Raw genomic sequence first — 23404 nt, 5'->3', positions numbered from 1 at the left:
CGGCGCGCAGGCCGCCCCCGCAGGGCCCCGGAGTAGGTCAACCCTTCGCCACCGTAACGGAGTTGAAGGTGACGTCGGCCATCGGGTGGCCGTCCGGCGAGCCCTCCAGGGTGCCCGCGGCGGCGATCTTCTGCACCACGTCCAGGCCCCCGGTGATCTTGCCGAAGGGGGTGTAGTTCGGCGGCAGCTTGGTGTCCTTGTAGACCAGGAAGAACTGGCTGCCGTTGGTGCCCGGGCCGGAGTTGGCCATCGCCACGGTGCCGGCCGGGTAGGTCGCGCCGGTCAGGTTCTCGTCCGCGAACTTGTAGCCGGGGCCGCCGGTGCCGCCCGGGACGGTCGCGCTGGCGGTCGGGTCGCCGCACTGGAGCACGAAGATGCCGTCGGTGGTGAGCCGGTGGCACTTGGTGTGGTCGAAGTACTGCTCGCCGGCCAGGAAGGCGAAGGAGTTCACGGTGTGCGGGGCCTTCGCGGCCTCCAGCGCGATCGTCACCTTGCCGCAGTTGCTGTCCAGCGTCATGGCGTACGAGCCGCTCGGGTCGATCGTCATGGGCGGCTCGGCCTGCCACTGCTTGCCGTTGGGCGCGCCCGGCGCCGGAGCGGCGCAGCCCTCGACCGGCTTGCGGGTCGGGGTGGTCGGCTCGTCGGTGCTGGTCGGCGCCGCCTGGGCGCTGTTCGCCGAGGCCTTCTTGTCGCCCTTGTCGTCCGAGCTGAACGCGCCGGTGGCGATCAGGGTGCCACCGCCGGCCAGCACCACGACGGCGAGCGAGGCGCCCAGGATCGTGTTGCGCCGCCTGCGTGCGGCCGCGGCCGCGACCCGGCGCTCCAACTGGCGCTCGTACTTGTCTCGGGCGAGCTGCCGCCGCCGTTGTTCGCTGTTGACCACCGGCCGTGTCTCCTACGGATGTGCGGGAAAAGTGGATGGATTCCGGAGCGGATCATCGCATCCCTCGGCGGCCAAGTGTAGGGACCGGGCCTGTAAGAACCCGGTGAACCTGCCGGGCCGCGGCGCTCCGTCACCGCTATCTGGTTCGCAACCGGACCCGCGGCGCCGGTAGGCTGCACCTACATCACCACTGGCAGCGATCACGACTGGTAGCCGCCGCAGCCGACCGCCGCACACCCGAAGGACGCGCGTGTTCATCGCCGGATTCCCCGCTGGAGCCTGGGGCACCAACTGCTACCTGGTCGCTCCGGCGGCGGGCGAGGAGTGCGTCATCGTCGATCCCGGCCACCAGGCGGCCCGCGGCGTCGAGGACATGGTCCGCGAGCACCGGCTGAAGCCCGTCGCCGTGCTGCTCACCCACGGCCACATCGACCACGTGGCCTCGGTGGTCCCGGTCTGCGGCGCCCGCGGCGTCCCGGCCTGGATCCACCCCGAGGACCGGTACATGATGTCCGACCCGGAGAAGGCGCTCGGCCGCTCCCTGGGCACCCAGCTGATGGGCGAGCTCACCGTCGGCGAGCCCGACGACGTGCGCGAGCTCACCGACGGCAGCGTGCTGGAGCTGGCCGGCCTGAAGCTCACCGTGGACCACGCCCCGGGCCATACCGGGGGGTCGGTGACCTTCCGGACGCCCGGTGCCGAGGACCTCCCCCCGGTGCTGTTCTCGGGCGACCTGCTGTTCGCCGGCTCCATCGGGCGTACCGACCTCCCGGGCGGGGACAGCGCGGCGATCATGAACTCGCTGGCCCGGGTGTGCCTGCCCCTCGACGATTCCACCGTGGTCCTCTCCGGCCACGGCGGTCAGACCACCATCGGCCGCGAGCGCGCCACCAACCCCTACCTCCGACAGGCAGCGGGGGCGGCCGGCGCCCCGGCTTTCCCGCGACGAGGAATGTGACGGAAGAGAAGTTGAGCACCTTCACCGCCCCCAAGGGCACCTACGACCTGCTGCCCCCCAGCTCCGCGACGTTCCTGGCGATCCGCGAGCGCATCGCCGCGCCCGCCCGCCGGGCCGGCTACGGCTACGTCGAGACCCCGGTCTTCGAGGACGTGAAGCTGTTCTCCCGCGGTGTCGGCGAGTCCACCGACATCGTCTCCAAGGAGATGTACACCCTCACCACCAAGGGCGGCGACGAGCTGGCGCTGCGCCCGGAGGGCACCGCCTCGGTGCTGCGCGCCGCCCTCCAGGCCAACCTGCACAAGCAGGGCAACCTGCCGGTCAAGCTCTGGTACTCCGGCTCGTACTACCGCTACGAGCGGGCCCAGAAGGGCCGCTACCGCCAGTTCTCCCAGGTCGGTGCCGAGGCGATCGGCGCCGAGGACCCGGCGCTGGACGCCGAGCTGATCATCCTGGCCGACGACGCCTTCCGCTCGCTGGGCCTGGGCAACTACTCGCTGCTGCTCAACAGCCTCGGCGACAAGCAGTGCCGCCCGGTCTACCGCGCCGCCCTGATCGAGTTCCTCTCGGGCCTGGACCTGGACGAGGAGACCCGCCGCCGCGCCGAGATCAACCCGCTGCGCGTCCTCGACGACAAGCGCGAGTCGGTGCAGGCCCAGCTCACCGACGCCCCGATGCTCCGCGACTACCTGTGCGAGGAGTGCAAGGCGTACGACGAGAAGGTCCGCGAGCTGCTCACCGCCAACGGCGTCGCCTTCGTCGACGACCCGAAGCTGGTCCGCGGCCTGGACTACTACACCCGCACCACCTTCGAGTTCGTGCACAACGGCCTCGGCGCCCAGTCCGCGATCGGCGGCGGCGGCCGCTACGACGGCCTGTCCGAGATGATCGGCGGCCCCGCGCTGCCGTCCGTCGGCTGGGCCCTCGGCGTGGACCGCACCTTCCTCGCCCTGGAGGCCGAGGGCGTGGACCTCGACCTGCCGGCCGCCACCTCCGTCTACGCCGTCGCGCTCGGCGAGGAGGCCAAGAACATCCTGTTCGCCAAGGTGGTCGAGCTGCGCCGGGCCGGCGTCGCCACCGACCTCGCCTTCGGCGTCAAGAGCATCAAGAACGCCATGAAGTCCGCCGACCGGTCCGGCGCCCGCTTCGCCCTGATCGCCGGGGACCGGGACCTCGCCGAGGGCGTCGTCCAGCTCAAGGACCTGAGCACCGGCGAACAGGCCCCCGTCGCCCTCGACGCACTCGTCACCACCCTGAAGGAGAAGCAGCTGTGATCCGCACGCACGACGCGGGCACGCTCCGCCCGGAGCACGCAGGCACCACCGTCACCCTGGCCGGCTGGGTCGCCCGCCGCCGCGACCACGGCGGCGTCGCCTTCATCGATCTGCGCGACGCCTCCGGCACCGTGCAGATCGTGGTCCGCGACCTCGACTCGGTGCACGGCCTGCGCGCCGAGTACTGCGTCAAGGTCGTCGGCGACGTCCGGGTCCGCCCCGAGGGCAATGAGAACCCGGACATCCCGACCGGCGCGGTCGAGGTCGTCGTCAGCGCGATCGAGGTGCTCTCCGAGGCCGCCCCGCTGCCCTTCCCGGTCGCCGAGTACGAGCCGGGCACGGTCAACGAGGAGGTCCGGCTGCGCTACCGCTACCTGGACCTGCGCCGCGAGGGCCCGGCCAAGGGCCTGCGCCTGCGCTCCAAGGTCAACAACATCATCCGCCGGGTGATGGAGGAGAACGACTACCTCGACATCGAGACGCCGTACCTCACCCGTTCCACCCCCGAGGGCGCCCGCGACTTCCTGGTCCCGGTCCGCCTCCAGCCCGGCCACTGGTACGCCCTGCCGCAGTCGCCCCAGCTGTTCAAGCAGCTGCTGATGGTGGCCGGCATGGAGCGCTACTACCAGATCGCCCGCTGCTTCCGCGACGAGGACTTCCGCGCCGACCGGCAGCCGGAGTTCACCCAGCTGGACATCGAGGCCTCGTTCGTCGACCAGGAGGACATCCTGGCCCTCGGCGAGAAGATCATCGGCTCCGTCTGGCGCGAGGTCCACGGCTACGAGATCCCCAACCCGCTGCCGCGGATGACCTACGCGGACGCCATGGGCCGCTACGGCTCGGACAAGCCGGACGTCCGCTTCGGCCAGGAGCTCACCGACCTGACCGCGTACTTCAAGGGCACCGACTTCCGCGTCTTCCAGGCCCCGTACGTCGGCGCCGTGGTCATGCCCGGCGGTGCCTCGCAGCCGCGCAAGCAGCTGGACGCCTGGCAGGACTGGGCCAAGGCGCGCGGCGCCAGGGGCCTGGCCTACGTCCTCATCGACGCCGAGACCGGCGAGCTGCGCGGCCCGGTCGCCAAGAACCTCTCCGAGGAGCACCTGGCCGGCCTCGCCGCCGCCGCGGGCGCCAAGAACGGCGACGCGATCTTCTTCGCGGCCGGCAAGGAGCGCGCCTCGCAGGAGCTGCTCGGCGCCGCCCGTCTGGAGATCGGCCGCCGCTGCGAGCTGATCGACGAGTCCCAGTGGGCCTTCCTCTGGGTCGTCGACTTCCCGATGTTCGAGCCGATCGAGGACGACAAGGGACAGTTCCAGGGCTGGCACGCGGTGCACCACCCGTTCACCGCCCCGACCGCGGAGTCGCTGGCCACCTTCGACACCGACCCGGGCTCGGCGCTCTCCAACGCCTACGACCTGGTCCTCAACGGCTCGGAGCTGGGCGGCGGTTCGATCCGTATCCACCAGCGCGACGTGCAGAAGCGGGCGTTCGACGCGATCGGCCTCTCCGAGGAGGAGGCGGCCTCGCAGTTCGGCTTCCTGCTGGACGCCTTCAACTACGGCCCGCCGCCGCACGGTGGCGTCGCCTTCGGCCTGGACCGCATCGTCACGCTGCTGGGCGGGTACGACACCATCCGGGACGTCATCGCCTTCCCGAAGACGTCCACCGGCGGCGACCCGCTGACCGGCGCCCCGACCCCGATCACCCCGGCGCAGCGTCGCGAGGCCGGTGTGGACGCCCAGCCGAAGGTCCGCGAGGACGCCAAGGGCGAGGCTCAGCCCAAGTCCTGACGTCGCGTCATCCGCTAACCTGCAACGGCCCCGGACGGCTCGCCCGTCGTCCGGGGCCGGTCCACAACGGTGTGTGACACAGGGAGGGTTGACTCAATGCAGGTCACGACGAGAGTCGAATGTCCGGACGACGTCCCGGCGACCAGACGCGTCCACATGGCCGCGTTCCCGGGGCCGGACGAGGCGGATCTGGTGGACGCGCTGCGCCGCGATCCCGCCTGGCTGCCCGGGCTGTCCGTGGTGGCGGTCGACGGTGCCGGGCTGGTGATCGGACACGCGCTGCTGACCCGGTTGCGGGTCGGCGACGGCAAGGCGCTGGCGCTCGCGCCGGTCGCGGTGGCGCCCGAGTGGCAGCGCCGGGGCGTCGGCGAGCTGGTCGTCCGGGCCGTGCTGGCGGCGGCCGAGGAGGCGGGCGAGAAGCTCGTGGTCGTCCTCGGCGATCCGGAGTACTACGGGCGGTTCGGCTTCGCGCCGGCCGGGCGACACGAGGTCACCGGCCCGTTCGAGGTGCCGGAGGCGTACTTCCAGGCGCTGCCGCTGGCGGCGTACGACGGTGCCCCTCGCGGGCTCTGCCGCTACCCCGAGCCCTTCGTCGCCGTATAGAGCCTGCCTCCAGGCTCTTGCCCCACCCCGAGCGCCGCTCCCTCGGGCGCCTCTCCCGGGGCCGGTCCACGAGACCGGCCCGGTCGCCACGGCCTCGCCGACCTGCGGATCCGGCCGTCGGCGCCTACGGTGAATGCTCATCAGCATTCGACCGAACGGAGGACCCGAGGGTGGCCGAGCAGCGGCGGACCGGGAAGCCGGAGAAACTGGCCAGGAAGCCGTACGAGCGGGAGCTGCTGCGGCTCCAGGAGGAGCTGGTGAAGCTCCAGGAGTGGGTGCGGGCCGAGGGCGCCCGGCTGGTGGTGGTCTTCGAGGGACGCGACGCCGCCGGAAAGGGCGGAGCGATCAAGCGGGTGACGGAGTACCTGAACCCGCGCATCGCCCGGGTCGCGGCGCTGCCCACGCCGACCGAACGGCAGAAGACCCAGTGGTACTTCCAGCGGTACGTCGAGCACCTGCCGGCCGCCGGGGAGATCGTGCTGTTCGACCGCAGCTGGTACAACCGCGCGGGCGTCGAGCGCGTGATGGGCTTCTGCAACGACGAGGAGTACTGGCAGTTCCTGCACCAGTGCCCGACCTTCGAGCGGATGCTGACCGAGTCGGGCATCCTGCTGCGCAAGTACTGGTTCTCGGTGAGCGACACCGAGCAGGAGCGGCGCTTCCGGGACCGCCTGGGCGACCCGATGAAGGGCTGGAAGCTCTCCCCGATGGACGTCGAGTCGATCACCCGCTGGGAGGACTACTCGCGGGCCAAGGACGAGATGTTCATCCACACCGACACCCCGGACTCGCCCTGGCACGTGGTGGAGAGCGACGACAAGCGCCGGGCCCGGATCAACATGATCGCCCACCTGCTGTCCACCGTGCCGTACCGCGAGATCAAGGCCCGGCAGGTCGAACTGCCGCCCCGCCCCGCGTCGCGCGGCTACCAGCGGCCCCCGCGCGACCTGCAGAAGTACGTCCCGGACCACGCCGCCGGGCTGGAGTAGGGCGGGGCCCGTCGCGTGCCTTGCCGGGCTGTCCGGGGCCTCGCATAGGCTTCCGGTGTGGACGAACCGGACCTCTTCACCGCCGCAGCCGAGGAACGCCAGACCAGGGAGCCCGGCCGGGCGCCGCTGGCCGTACGGATGCGTCCGCGCACCCTGGACGAGGTGGCGGGGCAGCGGCAGCTGCTGAAGCCCGGCTCGCCGCTGCGCCGGCTGGTCGCGGGCTCGCGGGGCCCGGCGGCGACCAGTTCGGTGATCCTCTGGGGGCCGCCCGGCACCGGCAAGACCACCCTGGCGCACGTGATCAGCCAGGCGGTCGAGGGCCGCTTCGTGGAGCTGTCCGCGATCACCGCCGGGGTCAAGGAGGTCCGGGCGGTGATCGACGGCGCCCGGCGGGCGGTCGGGATGTCCGGCCGGGAGACGGTGCTCTTCCTGGACGAGATCCACCGCTTCTCCAAGGCCCAGCAGGACTCGCTGCTGCCGGCCGTGGAGAACCGCTGGGTGACCCTGATCGCGGCGACGACCGAGAACCCGTACTTCTCGGTGATCTCCCCGCTGCTGTCCCGCTCGCTGCTGCTCACCCTGGAGTCGCTGACCGACGAGGACATCCGGGCGCTGCTGCGCCGCGCGGTGGCCGACGAGCGCGGCCTGGAGGGCGCGCTGGAGCTGTCCGCGGAGGCCGAGGACCACCTGGTGCGGCTGGCCGGCGGGGACGCCCGGCGGGCGCTCACCACCCTGGAGGCGGCGGCCGGTGCGGCGCTGGAGAAGGGCGAGTCGAGCATCACGCTGGCCACCACCGAGACGGCGGTCAACCAGGCGGCGGTGCGCTACGACAAGGACGGCGACCAGCACTACGACGTGGCGAGCGCGCTGATCAAGTCGATCCGCGGCAGCGACGTGGACGCCACCCTGCACTACCTGGCCCGAATGATCGAGGCGGGGGAGGACCCGCGGTTCATCGCCCGCCGGCTGATGATCTCGGCCAGCGAGGACGTCGGCCTGGCCGACCCGACGGCCCTGCAGACGGCGGTGGCGGCGGCCCAGGCGGTGGCCCTGATCGGCTTCCCGGAGGCCCGGATCATCCTCTCCCAGGCGGCCATCGCGCTGGCCCTGGCGCCCAAGTCCAACGCCGCCTACCTGGCGATCGACGCGGCGCTGGCGGACGTCCGGCAGGGCCTGGCGGGCGCCGTCCCGCCCCACCTGCGCGACGCGCACTACGGCGGCGCGGGCAAGCTCGGCCACGGCCAGGGCTACCGGTACCCGCACGACCTGCCGGAGGGCATCGCCGCCCAGCAGTACGCGCCGGACGCGGTGCACGGCAAGGAGTACTACCGCCCGACCAGGCGCGGCGGCGAGGCCCGGTACGCGGACGTGGTGGAGTGGACGCGCGGGCGGCTGCGGGGGGAGCGCAGGGTGGAGGGCAAGGCCGGGAAGAAGGACGGGAAGGCGCCCGCGAAGCCGGAGCAGAAGGCCGAGGAGCGGCCCGGGGAAAAGGGCGAGTGATCCACCGGTATACTCGGTCGGAGTGCCATGTCCCGGGACGGCGGCGGGGGAGACCCCACCGACCGGCCGCACCAGCGGGACACCGGCCGTAGGCCCCCTCCGAGGGGCCCGCACCAGGAGCGTCGCGCACCGTTTCGGTGTCGCGGGCGGCCCAGATTCTGGGCCGGTCCGTGTGACCAGCACGTTCGTGCCCGGCTCCGGAGAGCGGCTGACCGCATCGCCTCGGCGATGGGTTGTCTCCGGGTCGCGAGATGCGACCTCCGTCAACACCTGGTGAAGCCGTATTCGTAAGCAAGGAAGGTTTGGTTCATGGCGAACCAGAAGCGTCCCAAGGTCAAGATCGCGCGTGCGCTCGGCGTGCCGCTGACCCCGAAGTCCGTCAAGTACTTCGAGGCCCGCCCGTACCCGCCCGGCCAGCACGGCCGTGGCCGCAAGCAGAACTCGGACTACAAGGTCCGTCTGCTCGAGAAGCAGCGTCTGCGCGCCCAGTACGACCTGAGCGAGAAGCAGATGGCGCGCGCGTTCGACCGCGCGAAGAAGGCCGAGGGCAAGACCGGTGAGGCGCTCGTCGCCGACCTGGAGACCCGTCTGGACTCGCTGGTGCTGCGTTCGGGCATCGCCCGCACCATCTACCAGGCCCGCCAGATGGTCGTCCACGGCCACATCGAGGTCAACGGCGGCAAGGTCAACAAGCCGTCGTTCCAGATGAAGCCGGGCTTCGTGGTGACCGTCCGCGAGCGCAGCAAGGAGAAGGTCCCCTTCCAGGTCGCCCGTGAGGGTGGCTACGCGGGTGAGGGCCAGACCCCGAAGTACCTCGAGGTCAACCTGAAGGCCCTGGCCTTCCGCCTGGACCGTGCGCCGCAGCGCAAGGAGGTCCCGGTGATCTGTGACGAGCAGCTGGTCGTCGAGTACTACTCGCGCTGACCCGGTTCCGCTCTTCGCGACACCACGAGCGAGCCCCCGCCGCCTTTCGAGGCGACGGGGGCTCGCCCCTTTTCCGTGCTGTCCTTCCCGCTGCCGTCAGATGCTCTCGCCGGTCATCGCGGCGGCCAGCCGCAGGTGCGGGCGGGCCTCCTCGGGCCGGCCCTGGCGCTCCAGGGTGCGGCCGAGCATCAGCCGGGCGTAGTCCTCGGCCGGGTCGGCCTCCAGGATCCGCAGCAGCTCCGCCTCGGCGCGGCGGAGCTGGGCCGAGTGGAAGTAGCTGCGGGCCAGCAGCATCCGGACGGAGAGGTTGGTCGGCTCCTCGGCCAGGACACCTTCGAGCGTGCGCGCCGCGTCGGTGTACGCCTTGGAATCGAAGTAGAACTTCGCCATGCGGTACTCGTTGGCGGCGTTGTGGACGGCCATGATGCTCCTTCCGGGCAGTTCCTTGCCTCCTCAAGCAATCGGCAAGTTTCAACTATTCCGCGCCGTCGAGGGCGCCGGCGCGGGCGGCACCGAGCGGGGGTCCCGCGCCGATTCCGGGCCCTGCGCCCTGCGCCCGGCCCCCGCCGCCGAGCGCCCGGGCGACCGCCGCGTCCAGGTCCAGCAGGGTCCCGGCCTCGTAGCACTCCTCGTACTCCTGGGCGGTCAGCCCGGCCCGGGCCCGCTCGGCGCACTCCTGGTGGGGGCCGAAGAAGTTCCGCGAGCCCAGGAACGGGTTGCCGACCGTGCGCCAGATCCGGTGCGCGGCCCCCTGCAGCACCCGGGCCTCGCGCAGGTCGCCCGGCTCGCCCGGCTCGCCCGGTCCGCTCGGCTCGGTCTCCAGCAGTGCCAGCAGGTCGATGCCCAGCACGATGCCGAGCCGGTCGCGGAAGAGGTGGTTCAGCCGCACGCACTCCCGGGCCAGCGCCCGGGCGGGCTGCACGGCGCCGTCCAGCCAGTGCGAGTACGCCATCGCGTAGAGCACGTACCCGTAGGCCCACTGCTCGCCGTGCTCCTCGCACAGCTCGCGGGCCTGGCCGAACCAGAGCTCGCCGCTGTCCGGATCGCCCTGGAAGAGGTGGGCCAGGCCCAGCTCCAGCATGGCCATCACCACGTTGCTGTTGAGCTCGCCGATGGTCCGGTAGTGCCAGAGCGCCTCCTCGAACAGTTCGGCGGCCCGGTCGGGGTCGTCGCCGACCAGGGCGACGCAGCCCTGGCGGTGGACGGCGTAGGCCAGCGCCCGGTCGTCGCCGGTGTCCAGGGCCTGCCGGCGGCACTCCTCCAGTGCCGGGCGGGCGAAGCCGAGGTCGCCCTGGAGGGTGGCCATGTAGCCGGTCACCCAGAGGGCCTTGGCCCGGGCCTCGGTGGGCTCGCGGTCCAGCGCGAGCGCGCGGTCCAGCCAGTGCCGGCCCTCGCCGAGGTGGCCGCAGCCGATCCAGTAGAACCAGAGCGTGCCGGCCAGCAGCAGGGCGATCTGCTCCTCGCCCGGCTCGGCGAGGCAGAACTCCAGCGCCGCGCGCAGGTTGCCGTGGGCGAGCCCGGTGCGCTCGGCGGTCTCCGCCTGCCGGGGGCCGAACCACTCGACCTCGCCCCAGGTGGCGACGCCCAAGTACCAGTCCCGGTGGCGGCGCAGCAGCCGCTGCTCCTCGCCGGCGGCGCGCAGCCACTGGCCGCCGTACTCGCGCAGGGTGTCCAGCAGCCGGAAGCGCACGCCGAAGGCGCTGTCCTCGCGCAGCACCACGGACTGGGCGACCAGCTCGTCGAGCAGGTCGAGGACCTCCTCGGCCTCGATGCCCTCGCCGGCGCAGACGTACTCGGCGGCCTCCAGGTCGAATCCGCCGGCGAAGGCCGACAGGCGGGCCCAGAGTAAACGTTCCTGCACGGTGCACAGCTCATGGCTCCAGCCGACCGTCGTGCGCAGCGTCCGGTGCCGCGGCAGGGCCGTCCGGGAGCCGCAGGTGAGCAGCCGGAAACGGTCGTCCAGCCGGGCGGTGACCTGCTCCACCGACAGCGCGCGCAGCCGGCCGGCGGCCAGCTCCAGGGCCAGCGGGATGCCGTCCAGCCGGCGGCAGAGCAGCGCGACCGCCTCCGCGTTGGCCTCCGTCACCTCGAAGGACGGCAGCACCGCCCCGGCCCGTTCGACGAACAGCCGCACCGCGTCCGGCAGCGCGTCCGGCCGCACCGGGCCGGAGGGCGCCGGGCCGACCGGCAGCGGCGTGAGGGCCAGCAGGTGCTCGCCCGAGGCCCGCAGGGTGGTGCGGCTGGTGGTCAGCAGCCGCAGGCCGGGCAGCGCCCGCAGCAGCGCGTCGGCCAACTCGGCGCAGGCCTCCACCAGGTGCTCGCAGCCGTCCAGCACCAGCAGCAGACGCCGGCCCTCCAGCCGCTCGATCAGGACGTCCAGCGGCGGACGGGCGGAGCCGTCGGCGAGCCGCAGCGCCTCCAGGACGGCGTGGCCGAGCAGCAGCGGGTCCTGCACCGGGGCCACGTCCACCAGCCAGGTGCCGTCCGGGAAGGCGTCGGCCGCCCGGGCCGCCGCGCGCAGGGCCAGCCGGCTCTTGCCCACGCCGCCCGGCCCGGTGACGGTCACCAGCCGGGCCGAGTCCAGCAGCCCGGCCAGCTCGGCCAGTTCGCCCCGCCGCCCGACGAAGCCGGTCACCTCGGCCGGCAGCCGGCCGGGCTCCGGCCCGTGCGGCCCCGCCGCGGGCTCCCCGGGCGGTGCTGTCCAGTCCCCGGCCAAAGGCTGCTCCCCGTGCTCCAGGCCGGACCGGTCGGGGTCCGGACGTGCGTCGGGCCGTACGGGCGACGGCCTGCCAGGCAGAACGAGGTGACCGATCGGTAGGTTACGCGCGCGGATCGCACACCCGACCGGATCGCCGGGCGAACAACCCGGTCCGGAAACCGGGCCTGGGCGCGATAGGGTTTCCTGCTGGGGCCTGTCTGACAGGCCCAGGAGAACTGCAAGGCGAGGGAGCGCGCAAAGGTGTCCGTGGGAGAGCTGGCCGGATTGCTCGTCGCCGTGTTCTGGGCGGTCCTGGTCACCCTGCTCGCCGTGGTGCTGGTCCGCCTCTCGCGGGTGCTCAAGGAGGCCGCCGTCCTGGTCTCCGCGGTCACCGAACAGGCCGTTCCGCTGCTGACCGACGCGGGCGCCGCGGTGCGCAGCGCCAACGAGCAGCTGGAGCGGGTCGACGAGATCACCGCCAACGTGCAGGACGCCGCCGCCAACGCCAACGCGCTCTCCTCCACCGTGGCCGCCACCCTGGGCGGACCGCTGGTGAAGGTCGCGGCGTTCAGCTACGGCGTGCGCAAGGCCGTCGCCCGGCAGCAGGGCGGCCTGCCGCCGGTGCCGGCGCAGGCCGGCGAGCGCGAGGAGCTGGCCCGGCTGATCCGGGCCGAGGTGCGCGCCGCGACCGCGCCCAGGAGCGGCCTGTTCTCCCGGGTCCGGCGCGCGGTGAGGGGCTGACGGCATGGTGCGACGCATCTTCTGGATGGCGGTCGGCGCCGGCGCCACCGTCTGGGCCATGAACAAGGCCAACGAGGCCGTGCACCGGCTCACCCCGGACAGCCTCTCCGGCACCGCCGCCCGCGGCGCGCTGCACCTGGGCGACCTGGCCAAGCAGTTCGCCCGGGACGTGCAGGCCGGCATGGCCGAGCGCGAGGAGCAGTTGAAGGACGACCTCGGGCTGCACGGCACCGCCGTGGTGGAGCCCCGCGGCGACCGCCGGTCCCTCCTGGGGAAGCGTTCCGCGCCGCCCCCCTCCGGCGAGCCGCAGTACCGAGCTATCTCGGCGGCGCCCGGTAGCCCGGCCGCCGCCCTGCCTCCGTCCCGCAGCTCCCGCACCACCCCCCGGACCACTGAAGAAACGCCCCGCCGCGCCCTGCCGCCGCGGGGCGGCACCCCGAACCGGAAGGACCACTAATGGAGTCGGCTGAGATCCGCCGCCGCTGGCTGCGCTTCTTCGAGGAGCGCGGCCACACCGTCGTTCCGTCGGCGTCCCTGGTCGCCGACGACCCCACCCTGCTGCTCGTCAACGCCGGCATGGTGCCGTTCAAGCCCTACTTCCTGGGCGAGGTCAAGCCGCAGTTCTCGCGCGCCACCAGCGTCCAGAAGTGCGTGCGCACCCTGGACATCGAGGAGGTCGGGAAGACCACCCGGCACGGCTCCTTCTTCCAGATGTGCGGCAACTTCTCCTTCGGCGACTACTTCAAGGAAGGAGCCATCAAGTTCGCGTGGGACCTGCTCACCACCCCCGTCGCGGACGGTGGCTACGGCCTGGAGAAGGAGAAGCTCTGGATCACCGTCTACAAGGACGACGACGAGGCCGAGCAGATCTGGCGTGACGTCATCGGCGTGCCCTCGGAGCGCATCCAGCGCCTGGGCATGAAGGACAACTTCTGGTCGATGGGCGTCCCCGGCCCGTGCGGCCCGTGCTCGGAGATCAACTACGACCGCGGCCCCGCGTACGGCGAGGAGGGCGGCCCGGCCGTCAACGGCGAGCGCTACCTGGAGATCTGGAACCTGGTCTTCATGCAGTACGAGCGCGGCCACGGCGACGGCAAGGACGGCTTCGAGATCCTCGGCGACCTGCCGAGCAAGAACATCGACACCGGCCTCGGCCTGGAGCGCCTCGCCGCCATCCTGCAGGACGTCGACAACCTCTTCGAGATCGACACCAGCCGGATGATCCTCGACCGCGCCGCCGAGCTCACCGGCCACACCTACGGCGCCGACCACAAGTCGGACGTCTCGCTGCGCGTGGTCACCGACCACATCCGCACCGCGCTGATGCTGGTCGGCGACGGCGTCACCCCCGGCAACGAGGGCCGCGGCTACGTGCTGCGCCGCATCCTGCGCCGCGCCATCCGCAACATGCGCCTGCTGGGCGCCACCGAGCCGGTGGCCAAGGAGCTCATCGACGTCGCGATCAAGGCGATGGCCCCGCAGTACCCCGAGCTGGAGAGCGACCGCAAGCGCATCGAGACGGTCGTCGTCGGCGAGGAGGGCGCCTTCCTCCAGACCCTGAAGGCCGGCACCAACCTGCTGGACGTCGCGGTCACCGAGACCAAGCAGGCCGGCGGCGCGGTGCTCTCCGGCGAGCAGGCGTTCAAGCTGCACGACACCTACGGCTTCCCGATCGACCTCACCCTGGAGATGGCCGAGGAGCAGGGCCTCCAGGTGGACGAGTCCGGCTTCCGCCGCCTGATGCAGGAGCAGCGGGACCGGGCCAAGGCGGACGCCAAGGCCAAGAAGATGGGCCACGCCGACGTCGCCGCGTACCGCGAGGTCGCCGACAAGTCCGGCGCGAGCGTCTTCACCGGCTACGCCCTCACCGAGGGCGAGGCCACCGTGGTCGGCCTGCTGGTGGACGGCGTCCCGTCGCCGGCCGCCTCCGAGGGCGACGAGGTCGAGATCATCCTCGACCGCACCCCGTTCTACGCCGAGGGCGGCGGCCAGCTCGCCGACCAGGGCCGGATCCGGCTGGAGTCCGGCGCGGTGGTGGAGATCCGCGACGTGCAGCAGCCCGTCCCGGGCGTCGTCGTGCACTCCGGCGGGGTGCTGTTCGGCGAGGTCGTGCTGGGCGCCTCGGCGTACGCCACGATCGACATCGAGCGCCGCCGGGCGATCGCCCGTGCCCACTCGGCCACCCACCTGACCCACCAGGCGCTGCGCGACGCGCTCGGCCCGACGGCCGCCCAGGCCGGCTCCGAGAACGCCCCCGGCCGCTTCCGCTTCGACTTCGGCTCGCCCGCCGCCGTTCCCGGCAGCGTGCTGGTCGACGTCGAGCAGAAGATCAACGACGTGCTGGGCCGCGAGCTGGAGGTCACCGCCGAGGTCATGACGATGGACCAGGCCCGCAAGGCCGGCGCCATCGCGATGTTCGGCGAGAAGTACGGCGACGAGGTCCGGGTCGTCACCATCGGCGACTTCTCCAAGGAGCTGTGCGGTGGCACCCACGTCGGCAACACCGCCCAGCTGGGCCTGGTGAAGCTGCTCGGCGAGTCCTCGATCGGCTCCGGCGTGCGCCGCGTCGAGGCGCTGGTCGGCACCGACGCGTACCGCTTCCTGGCCCGTGAGCACACCGTGGTCGCCCAGCTCACCGAGCTGGTCAAGGGCCGCCCGGAGGAGCTGCCGGAGAAGATCTCGGGCATGCTCGCCAAGCTCAAGGACGCCGAGAAGGAGATCGAGCGCTTCCGCGCCGAGAAGGTGCTGGCCGCCGCGGCGGGTCTGGCCGACTCGGCCGAGGACGTGCACGGCATCGCGGTGGTCGCCGCGCAGGTCGCCGACGGCGTGGGCGCGGACGAGCTGCGCAAGCTGGTCCTGGACGTGCGCGGCCGCCTCGGCGCCCGCCCGGCCGTGGTCGCCGCCTTCACCGTCGCCAACGACCGCCCGCTGACCGTGATCGCCACCAACGAGGACGCCCGCGGCCGTGGCATCAAGGCCGGCGAGCTGGTCCGGACCGCCGCCAAGACCCTCGGCGGCGGCGGTGGCGGCAAGGACGACGTCGCCCAGGGCGGCGGCTCCAACCCGGCCGCGGTCGGCGAGGCCATCGCCGCGGTGCGCGGCCTGGTCGCGGAGCGCGCCAGCTGATGGAGCAGGAGGAGAGGCCCTTCCGGCGTGGGCGGCGGATCGCCGTCGACGTCGGGGACGCCCGGATCGGGGTCGCGTCCTGCGACCCCGACGGGGTGCTCGCCACGCCCGTGGAGACCGTCCCGGCCGGGGTGAAGTCGCAGGCCAGGATCGCCGCCATCGTCGACGAGTACGGCGCGATGGAGGTGATCGTCGGGCTGCCGCGCTCGCTCAGCGGCAAGGAGGGCCCGGCGGCGGAGAAGGTCCGGGCGTACGCGGCCCGGCTGGCCGACCGGCTCTACCCGGTGCCGGTGCGGCTGGTGGACGAGCGGATGTCGACCGTCACCGCGACCCACGGGCTGCGCGCCTCGGGGGTCAAGGCGAAGAAGGGCCGCTCGGTGGTGGACCAGGCCGCCGCGGTGGTGATCCTCCAGACCGCCCTTGAGTCCGAACGGGTGAGCGGACGCCCGCCCGGTGAGAGCGTCGAGGCGGTCGGCTGACCGGTCTGATCTAACGTCCCGTTTGAGGGGTCCGTGCGGACGCGTCCGCACGGACCCTTTTTCGTTCGCTTCCGTGTCCGTTATGGATCGATTCGCATCGATTCATATTGATCCGGATCGATCCGGGACCACCGAGGGGGCGCGAGCCATGACCGACCAGGACTTCCACCCGGGGCTCACGCCCGGGCATCTGGGCGCTCCGGTGCTGGAACCGGAGGGCCGTCCGCCGGGCGCGCCCCGCCCGCGCTTCGATGCGCCGGATCCGCACCGACGGCGCAACGGACTGGCCTGCGGGCTCACCGCGTTCGCGCTGATCGCGGTGTTCGGCGGGATCGGGCTGACCGGGTACACCTGGCTCCAGGCGCAGCGCAAACCCCCGGCCGCCGCCGACTTCGCCGGGCAGGGCACCGGCAGCGTCCAGGTCTCCGTCCCGGAGGGCGCCGGCCTCTCCCAGATCGCCTCCGCGCTGGTCCGCAACGGGGTGGTGGCCAGCTCGCTCGCCTTCACCCGGGCCGCGAAGGGCAGCGCGGCGGCGGCCGGGCGGATCCAGCCCGGGACGTACACGCTGAAGCAGAAGATGTCGGCCGCGGCGGCGCTGGCGATCCTGATCGACCCGGCCAACGCCAACGGTCTGACCATCCCCGAGGGCTGGCGCGGCTACCAGATCTACGCGGCCATCGACCGGAAGCTGAACCTGCCCGAGGGCACCGCCCGGAAGACCGCCCAGGATCAGGGCGCCGAACTCGGCCTGCCCGACTTCACCAACGGCAGCCCGGAGGGCTACCTGTTCCCGGCGACGTACAGCGTCACCGAGGGCACCACCGCCTTCGACCTGCTGAAGCAGATGGTGGACCGGGCCGGCAAGGAGTTCGGCCGGGACGACGCCACCGTGGTCGCGCAGAACCTCGGGCAGAGCGTGTACGGGCTGATCACCGTGGCCAGCATGGTCCAGGGCGAGGCCGACAACACCGAGGACATGGGCAAGGTGGCCCGGGTGATCTACAACCGGCTGGCCAAGGGCATGCCCCTGCAGCTGGACTCCACCATCAACTACGCGCTCGGCCGCTCGACCCTGAACACCTCGGTGACCGACACCAAGCTGGACTCCCCGTACAACACCTACCTGCACCCCGGGCTGCCGCCGAGCCCGATCTCCAACCCCGGGCGGCAGGCGATCCTGGCCGCGCTGGACCCGACGCCGGGGGACTGGCTGTACTTCGTCACCGTGAAACCGGGGGACACCCGCTTCACCGACAGCTTCGACGTTCATCAACGCAACGTGGCCGAGTTCAACGCCAACCGGGCGGCGGCCAAGCCCGGTGCCCCGGCCGCGGACCCGTCCTCCCCGGCGTCCTCCGGCCCGGGGGGCGCCGGCGGGGCCGGTGCGGGGACGCCGTGACGGTGTCGGGGGCACCGTAACGGTGTCGTGTGCCGTCGGTGAGATCGCTCACCGACCGTGCGTCCGCCCGGGCGGGGGTAAGGCTGCGGTACGGTAACGTCTCCCTCCAGGCGCTGCGCTAGCACGCCGGTTCGAGAATCAGCCGGGACCGCGTCGTCCCGGGCGGCCGGTTCGATCCTCCGGTCGTCACCGTCGGTTAAGGGGATCGATGACCGATCTGGGTGGGGGCTACGGCCCCCAGGGCGAGCCGTGGCACCCCGGTGATCCCGGGTACGACGGCCGGCAGCCGGTCCCCGGCCAGCAGGACGGCCAGTGGCAGCAGCAGTACCCGCAGCAGGGCCAGGCGGCCCAGCAGCAGCCGTACGGGGACGTGCAGCAGGGGTACGCCCAGCAGCAGATGACGCCGCAGATGCAGCAGCAGATGATGGCGCAGCAGGGCTATCCGCAGCAGCAGCAGCAGGCGCAGATGCCGCAGCAGGGTTACCCGGGCGGCCAGCAGGGCTACCCCCAGCAGGTGCAGCAGCAGGTGCCGCAGCAGGGCTACCCCCAGCAGGGGTACGTGCAACCGCAGCAGCAGGTGCAGCAGGGCTATCCGCAGCAGCAGATGCCCCAGCAGCAGGCGCCGATGCAGCAGCAGGGCTACCAGCAGGGCTTCCCCGGTGGCCAGCAGGCGCCCCAGCAGCAGGCGCCCCCGCAGCAGACCCCTCAGCAGCAGGAGCCCCTGCCCCAGCAGCACGCCCAGCCCCAGCAGGATCCCCAGCAGCAGCAGACGCCGCGGCGACGACGGCGGCAGCCGGCCCCGGAGCCCGCGCCGGCCTCCGGCCCCGGCCCGGACGGGATCGACTGGGAGGCCGAGGCCGCCGCGCTGGAGGCCGGCGCCGACCCGGTCGGTGCCGCGCGCGAGGCCGGGACGGACGAGTGGGACGGCCACCAGGACGTCCGCCACGAGGACGACGGCTACCTCGACGAGCACGCCGAGGCCGGGGAGGCCGGGGAGGCCGGCTTCCTCGGGGAGCGGGACGAGTCCCGCGAGGCCCAGAAGAAGCGCAAGGAGAAGGGCAAGAAGTCGGGCCGCCGCAACGGCGGCGCCTGTCTGCTGGTCGCGCTGGTGCTGCTCGGCGCCGTGGGCGGGGCCGGCTGGTGGGGCTACGGCTTCTACCAGGACCACTTCGGCCCGCCGGAGGACTTCACCGGCGAGGGCACCGGCTCCGTCCAGGTGGAGGTCAAGAAGGGCGCGGTCGGCGGGCAGATCGGCCTGGCGCTGAAGAACGCCGGCGTGGTCAAGAGCGTCGACGCCTTCTCCGCGGCCTGCAAGGCCGAGCCCAAGTGCGGCACCATCCAGTACGGCTACTACGGGCTGAAGAAGGAGATGCCGGCCGCGGCCGCGCTCAAGGAGCTGCTCGCCCAGGCGGGCGGCGCGGCGATCGTCGTCCCCGAGGGCAAGAACTCCACCGAGATCTACACCCTCATCGACACCAAGCTGAAGTTGCAGGCGGGCACCACGGCGGGCGTCGCCAAGGCCCAGGTCAACGACCTCGGCCTGCCGCCGTACGCCAACGGCAACATCGAGGGCTTCCTCTGGCCGACCCGCTACAACATCGCCGAGGGCATGAAGCCCGAGGACCTGCTCAAGCAGATGGTGAAGAACGCCACCGAGAAGTACGCCGGCCTGGACGCCCAGGCCGCCTCGGTGGGGCTGAAGACCGGCTACGAGGTGCTCATCGAGGCGAGCATCCTCCAGCGCGAGGGCAACAACCCGGAAGACTTCGCCAAGATGGCCAAGACCATCCAGAACCGGCTGGCGGCCGGCGGCGAGATCAACCACCGGCTGGGCATGGACACCACGCTCCAGTACTCGCTGAACCGCAAGGACCTCGACAAGAAGGACATGGACGACGCGTCCAACAAGTACAACACCTACATCAACCCGGGCCTGCCGCCCGGTCCGATCTCCAACCCCGGCGACGAGGCGCTCAACGCGACGCTGCACCCGGCGGACGGAAAGTGGCTGTACTTCATCGCGATGTCCCCGATCCAGACCCGGTTCGCCGAGACGAGCAAGGAGCACTACGCCAACGTCAAGGAGTACTGCCAGTTGGCCGGGCAGGGCTTCGACGAGGCGCGCGGTCACTGCACCACCAAGAAGTAGCCACGGCCGGACGACAGTTCGCCAGTTCGCGGAGAGGCAGCGTTGACCAGCAAGCACCGGGCGGCCGTTCTCGGTTCGCCGATCGCCCACTCGCTCTCGCCGGACCTGCACCGGGCCGCCTTCGCGGCGCTCGGACTGGACGGCTGGCGCTACGACCGCTTCGAGGTCGACGAGGCCGGGCTGCCCGGGTTCGTCGCCGCGCTGGACGAGGCCGAGTGGGCCGGGCTGTCGCTCACCATGCCGCTGAAGCGGGCGGTCATCCCGCTGCTCGACGAGGTCAGCGCGACGGCCCGCTCGGTGGACGCGGTGAACACCGTGGTGTTCACCGCCGACGGTCGGCGCACCGGGGACAACACCGACGTCCCCGGGCTGGTCAACGCGCTGCGCGAGCGCGGGATCACCGAGGTGCCCGAGGCGGCCGTCCTGGGCGCCGGGGCCACCGCCTCCTCGGCGCTGGCCGCGCTCTCCCAGATCTGCACCGGCGAGGTGACGGTCTACGTGCGCAGTGCCGAGCGGGCCCGGGAGATGGCCGAGCTGGGCGACCGGCTGGGCCTGGCCGTCCGCACCGCCGACTGGGAGCGCGGCGCCGAGGCGCTGGCCCGGCCGCTGACCGTCTCCACCACGCCGGTGGGCGCGACGGACGTCTTCGCCGACGCGCTGCCCGCCGAGCCGGGCGCGCTGTTCGACGTGCTGTACCACCCGTGGCCGACGGCGCTGGCCGCCGCCTGCGCCGGGCGCGGGGCGACCGTCCTGGGCGGGCTGGACCTCCTGGTGCACCAGGCGGTGCTGCAGAGCGAGGCCTTCACCGGGCGGACGCCCGGGCCGCTGGCGGCGATGCGCGAGGCGGGGGAGAAGGCGCTCGCCGGGCACTGAGCCCCCGCGCCGAGTGCCGGGGCGCCGGTCGTGGGCCCGGTCCTCCGGCCGGGTGCCGGGCCCGCCCTCCGGCCGGTTCCCCGGGTGGTTCCCGGCCGGATGGTGGCCGGTTGCCGTCCGGCACGCGGACTGTGCCCCCAGGTGCTGCTGGGGCATGAAAGGATTCAGGCACAAGGCACGCCCGGGGCGGGCCCCGGCGGTGCCGAGGTCCGGTCCGCTGATGAAGGAGCTCCGTTGGGTACGTTGCGCTGGCTGACGGCGGGGGAGTCGCACGGCCCCGCACTCGTCGCGACGCTGGAAGGCCTGCCCGCCGGTGTACCGGTCACCACCGCTGTGGTGGCCGACGCGCTGGCGCGCCGCCGGCTCGGTTACGGCCGCGGGGCGCGGATGAAGTTCGAGCAGGACGAGGTGACCTTCCTCGGCGGCGTCCGGCACGGTCTGACCATGGGCAGCCCGGTCGCGGTCATGGTCGGCAACACCGAGTGGCCGAAGTGGGAGCAGGTCATGTCGGCCGACCCGGTCGACCCCGAGGTGCTGGCGGGCCTGGCCCGCAACGAGGCGCTCACCCGCCCCCGGCCCGGCCATGCCGACCTGGCCGGCATGCAGAAGTACTCGATCGACGAGGCCCGGCCGATCCTGGAGCGCGCCAGCGCCCGGGAGACGGCCGCCCGGGTCGCGCTGGGCGCCGTCGCCCGCGCGTACCTCCGCGAGGTGGCCGGCATCGAGATCGTCAGCCATGTGGTCGAGCTGGCCGCCGCCAAGGCGCCGGCCGGTGTGGTGCCGCTGCCCTCGGACGAGGCGCGACTGGACGCCGACCCGGTGCGCTGCCTGGACGCCGACGCCTCGAAGGCGATGGTCGCCGAGATCGACCAGGCCCACAAGGACGGCGACACCCTGGGCGGCGTGGTCGAGGTGCTGGCGTACGGCGTGCCGGTGGGCCTCGGCTCGCACGTGCACTGGGACCGCCGGCTGGACGCGCGGCTGGCCGCCGCGCTGATGGGCATCCAGGCGATCAAGGGCGTCGAGGTCGGCGACGGCTTCGAGCTGGCCCGGGTGCCGGGCTCCAAGGCGCACGACGAGATCGTCCCGACCGCCGAGGGCGTCAAGCGAACCTCCGGCCGCTCCGGCGGCACCGAGGGCGGCCTGTCCACCGGTGAGGTGCTGCGGGTGCGCGCCGCGATGAAGCCGATCGCCACCGTGCCGCGGGCGCTCCAGACCCTGGACGTGCGCACCGGCGAGCCGGCCAAGGCGCACCACCAGCGCTCGGACGTCTGCGCGGTGCCGGCCGCGGGCATCGTCGCCGAGGCGATGGTCGCGCTGGTGCTGGCGGACGCGGTGAACGAGAAGTTCGGCGGCGACAACGTCTCCGAGACCCGCCGCAACGTGCAGAGCTACCTCGACAACCTGATCATCCGATGACCAGTCCCGTTGTGGTGCTGGTCGGCCCGCCCGGCAGTGGCAAGTCCACCGTCGGGCGGGTCCTGGCCGAGCGCCTGGGCGTGGGCTTCCGGGACACCGACGCCGACATCGAGGCGACCGTCGGCAAGCCGATCCCGGACATCTTCGTCGACGAGGGCGAGCCGCACTTCCGCGCGCTGGAGGCGGCGGCCGTGCGCGCGGCGGCCGAGGGGCACGACGGGGTCCTGGCGCTCGGCGGCGGCGCGGTGCTGGCCGAGGCCACCCGCGCGCTGCTGCACGAGCTGCCGGTGGTCCTCCTGGAGGTCCCGCTCGCCGACGCCGTCAAGCGGGTCGGCCTGGACGCCCCGCGCCCGCTGCTGGCCGTCAATCCGCGGGCCCGCTGGCGCGAGCTGATGGAGGCCCGCCGCCCCCTCTACCTGGAGGTGGCCACCGCCGTGGTCGACACCGCCGGGCGCAGCCCGGAGCAGGTCGCGGACGCCGTACTGGAAGCACTGGAGCTGAAGACCCCCCATGACTGACACCACCGTCAGGATCCACGTCGGCGGCAGCGCCGGCCACGACCCGTACGACGTGCTGATCGGGCACCAGCTGCTCGGTGAGCTGGCGCCGCTGATCGGTGCCCGGGCCAAGCGGGTCGCGATCATCCACCCGGAGGCGCTGGCCGCCACCGCCGACGCGATCCGCGACGACCTGGTCGGCGAGGGCTACGAGGCCATCGCGCTGCAGGTGCCCAACGCCGAGGAAGCCAAGAGCGTCGAGGTCGCCGCGTACTGCTGGTCGGTGCTCGGGCAGACCGGCTTCACCCGCAGCGACGTCGTGGTCGGCCTCGGCGGCGGCGCCACCACGGACCTGGCCGGCTTCGTCGCCGCCACCTGGCTGCGCGGGGTGCGCTGGATCTCCATGCCCACCACGCTGCTCGGCATGGTCGACGCGGCCGTCGGCGGCAAGACCGGCATCAACATCGCCGAGGGCAAGAACATGGTCGGCGCCTTCCACCCGCCGGTGGGCGTGCTGGCCGACCTCGGCACCCTGGAGACCGTGCCCAAGCACGACTACGTCTCCGGCCTGGCCGAGGTCATCAAGTGCGGCTTCATCGCCGACCCGGCCATCCTCGACCTGATCGAGGCCGACCCGGAGGGCGCGAGGACGCCGGCCGGGCCGCACACCGTCGAGCTGATCCGCCGGGCCATCCAGGTCAAGGCCGACGTGGTCTCCGGGGACCTCAAGGAGTCCGGCCGCCGCGAGATCCTCAACTACGGCCACACCCTCGGTCACGCCATCGAGCGCAACGAGCGGTACAAGTGGCGGCACGGCGCCGCGATCTCCATCGGCATGGTCTTCGCCGCCGAACTCGGCCGCCTGGCCGGGCGGTTGGACGACGAGACGGCCGACCGGCACCGCACCGTTCTGGCCTCGGTCGGCCTGCCGCTGAGCTACCGGGCGGACGCCTGGCCGAAGCTGCTGGACGCGATGAAGATCGACAAGAAGTCGCGCGGCGACCTGATCCGCTTCATCGTGCTGGACGGCCTGGGCAAGACCTCGGTGCTGGAGGGCCCCGACCCGTCGCTGCTGGTCGCCGCGTACGCGGAGGTCTCGGCGTGA

At 72.6% G+C, this 23404-nt stretch carries 20 protein-coding genes; 17 read left to right on the top strand and 3 right to left on the bottom strand.

Going from position 1 to position 23404, the window contains the following annotated elements; genetic code table 11:
- Positions 1 to 37 precede the first annotated feature (37 nt).
- Positions 38 to 883 carry a peptidylprolyl isomerase gene (locus tag ACZ6EM_RS01280; protein ID WP_465771346.1) on the bottom strand — a complete coding sequence of 282 codons (846 nt, stop codon included), beginning with the start codon at positions 881 to 883 and terminating at the stop codon, positions 38 to 40.
- Between the two features lie 250 nt (positions 884 to 1133).
- Between ACZ6EM_RS01280 and ACZ6EM_RS01275 the strand changes: the two genes are divergently transcribed.
- The 7 genes from ACZ6EM_RS01275 (at position 1134) to rpsD (ending at position 8918) form a co-directional block, all read left to right on the top strand.
- Positions 1134 to 1841 (top strand): MBL fold metallo-hydrolase, encoded by a 708-nt coding sequence (locus ACZ6EM_RS01275; protein ID WP_380351198.1) that lies wholly within the window; start codon positions 1134 to 1136, stop codon positions 1839 to 1841.
- An 11-nt stretch (positions 1842 to 1852) separates the two neighbouring features.
- A complete protein-coding gene (gene hisS / locus ACZ6EM_RS01270) occupies positions 1853 to 3115 on the top strand; it encodes a histidine--tRNA ligase (RefSeq protein WP_359897464.1) in 1263 nt (420 codons plus the stop codon).
- Positions 3112 to 4902 (top strand): aspartate--tRNA ligase, encoded by a 1791-nt coding sequence (aspS, locus tag ACZ6EM_RS01265; RefSeq protein WP_380546471.1) that lies wholly within the window; start codon positions 3112 to 3114, stop codon positions 4900 to 4902. Before hisS ends, aspS begins: the two co-directional genes overlap by 4 nt.
- Positions 4903 to 4998: 96 nt before the next feature.
- On the top strand, positions 4999 to 5505 hold the full coding sequence (locus ACZ6EM_RS01260) for a GNAT family N-acetyltransferase (RefSeq protein WP_380546469.1): 507 nt from the start codon (positions 4999 to 5001) through the stop codon (positions 5503 to 5505).
- Between the two features lie 170 nt (positions 5506 to 5675).
- Positions 5676 to 6494 (top strand): polyphosphate kinase 2, encoded by an 819-nt coding sequence (ppk2, locus tag ACZ6EM_RS01255; protein WP_401050591.1) that lies wholly within the window; start codon positions 5676 to 5678, stop codon positions 6492 to 6494.
- A gap of 57 nt (positions 6495 to 6551) precedes the next feature.
- Positions 6552 to 7994: a replication-associated recombination protein A gene (locus ACZ6EM_RS01250; RefSeq protein WP_401050590.1), complete on the top strand. Its 1443-nt coding sequence runs from the start codon at positions 6552 to 6554 to the stop codon at positions 7992 to 7994.
- Positions 7995 to 8303: 309 nt separating this feature from the next.
- Positions 8304 to 8918 carry a 30S ribosomal protein S4 gene (gene rpsD, locus ACZ6EM_RS01245; protein ID WP_030240707.1) on the top strand — a complete coding sequence of 205 codons (615 nt, stop codon included), beginning with the start codon at positions 8304 to 8306 and terminating at the stop codon, positions 8916 to 8918.
- Positions 8919 to 9014: 96 nt separating this feature from the next.
- Here rpsD and ACZ6EM_RS01240 read toward each other — a convergent pair whose 3' ends face one another.
- Positions 9015 to 9341: a tetratricopeptide repeat protein gene (locus ACZ6EM_RS01240; RefSeq protein ID WP_359897459.1), complete on the bottom strand. Its 327-nt coding sequence runs from the start codon at positions 9339 to 9341 to the stop codon at positions 9015 to 9017.
- A gap of 52 nt (positions 9342 to 9393) precedes the next feature.
- Positions 9394 to 11634, bottom strand: coding sequence for an ATP-binding protein (locus ACZ6EM_RS01235; protein WP_465771345.1), 2241 nt, complete (start codon positions 11632 to 11634; stop codon positions 9394 to 9396).
- A 243-nt stretch (positions 11635 to 11877) separates the two neighbouring features.
- Here ACZ6EM_RS01235 and ACZ6EM_RS01230 point away from each other — a divergent pair, with 243 nt between their 5' ends.
- The 10 genes from ACZ6EM_RS01230 to aroB all read left to right on the top strand — a co-directional run bounded on the left by ACZ6EM_RS01230 (position 11878) and on the right by aroB (position 23404).
- Entirely contained in the window at positions 11878 to 12357 is a 480-nt protein-coding gene (locus ACZ6EM_RS01230) for a DUF948 domain-containing protein (RefSeq protein WP_359897457.1), read from the top strand.
- Positions 12358 to 12361: 4 nt separating this feature from the next.
- Positions 12362 to 12814, top strand: coding sequence for a DUF6167 family protein (locus tag ACZ6EM_RS01225; RefSeq protein WP_401048289.1), 453 nt, complete (start codon positions 12362 to 12364; stop codon positions 12812 to 12814).
- A complete protein-coding gene (gene alaS / locus ACZ6EM_RS01220; RefSeq protein ID WP_401048286.1) occupies positions 12814 to 15483 on the top strand; it encodes an alanine--tRNA ligase in 2670 nt (889 codons plus the stop codon). Before ACZ6EM_RS01225 ends, alaS begins: the two co-directional genes overlap by 1 nt.
- Positions 15483 to 15962, top strand: a complete 480-nt coding sequence (ruvX, locus tag ACZ6EM_RS01215) for a Holliday junction resolvase RuvX (RefSeq protein WP_387691946.1) — start codon at positions 15483 to 15485, stop codon at positions 15960 to 15962. The genes alaS and ruvX overlap by 1 nt, the downstream gene beginning before the upstream one ends.
- A gap of 148 nt (positions 15963 to 16110) precedes the next feature.
- Positions 16111 to 17361 (top strand): endolytic transglycosylase MltG, encoded by a 1251-nt coding sequence (gene mltG / locus ACZ6EM_RS01210; RefSeq protein ID WP_465771344.1) that lies wholly within the window; start codon positions 16111 to 16113, stop codon positions 17359 to 17361.
- 208 nt (positions 17362 to 17569) lie between these two features.
- Positions 17570 to 19510 carry an endolytic transglycosylase MltG gene (gene mltG, locus ACZ6EM_RS01205; RefSeq protein WP_465771343.1) on the top strand — a complete coding sequence of 647 codons (1941 nt, stop codon included), beginning with the start codon at positions 17570 to 17572 and terminating at the stop codon, positions 19508 to 19510.
- Positions 19511 to 19552: 42 nt separating this feature from the next.
- Positions 19553 to 20383, top strand: coding sequence for a shikimate dehydrogenase (locus ACZ6EM_RS01200; protein WP_401055278.1), 831 nt, complete (start codon positions 19553 to 19555; stop codon positions 20381 to 20383).
- Positions 20384 to 20617: 234 nt separating this feature from the next.
- Positions 20618 to 21802: a chorismate synthase gene (gene aroC, locus ACZ6EM_RS01195; protein WP_380351179.1), complete on the top strand. Its 1185-nt coding sequence runs from the start codon at positions 20618 to 20620 to the stop codon at positions 21800 to 21802.
- The gene (locus tag ACZ6EM_RS01190) at positions 21799 to 22320 is read left to right on the top strand and encodes a shikimate kinase (protein ID WP_380351178.1); all 522 of its coding nucleotides are present in this window, start codon (positions 21799 to 21801) and stop codon (positions 22318 to 22320) included. Before aroC ends, ACZ6EM_RS01190 begins: the two co-directional genes overlap by 4 nt.
- Entirely contained in the window at positions 22313 to 23404 is a 1092-nt protein-coding gene (aroB, locus tag ACZ6EM_RS01185; RefSeq protein ID WP_359897446.1) for a 3-dehydroquinate synthase, read from the top strand. The genes ACZ6EM_RS01190 and aroB overlap by 8 nt, the downstream gene beginning before the upstream one ends.

It is taken from the genome of Kitasatospora sp. NPDC041917 (assembly GCF_055589745.1).
The sequence above is the reverse complement of the archived record's forward strand: the minus strand, read 5'-3'. Positions and strand labels throughout refer to the sequence as shown.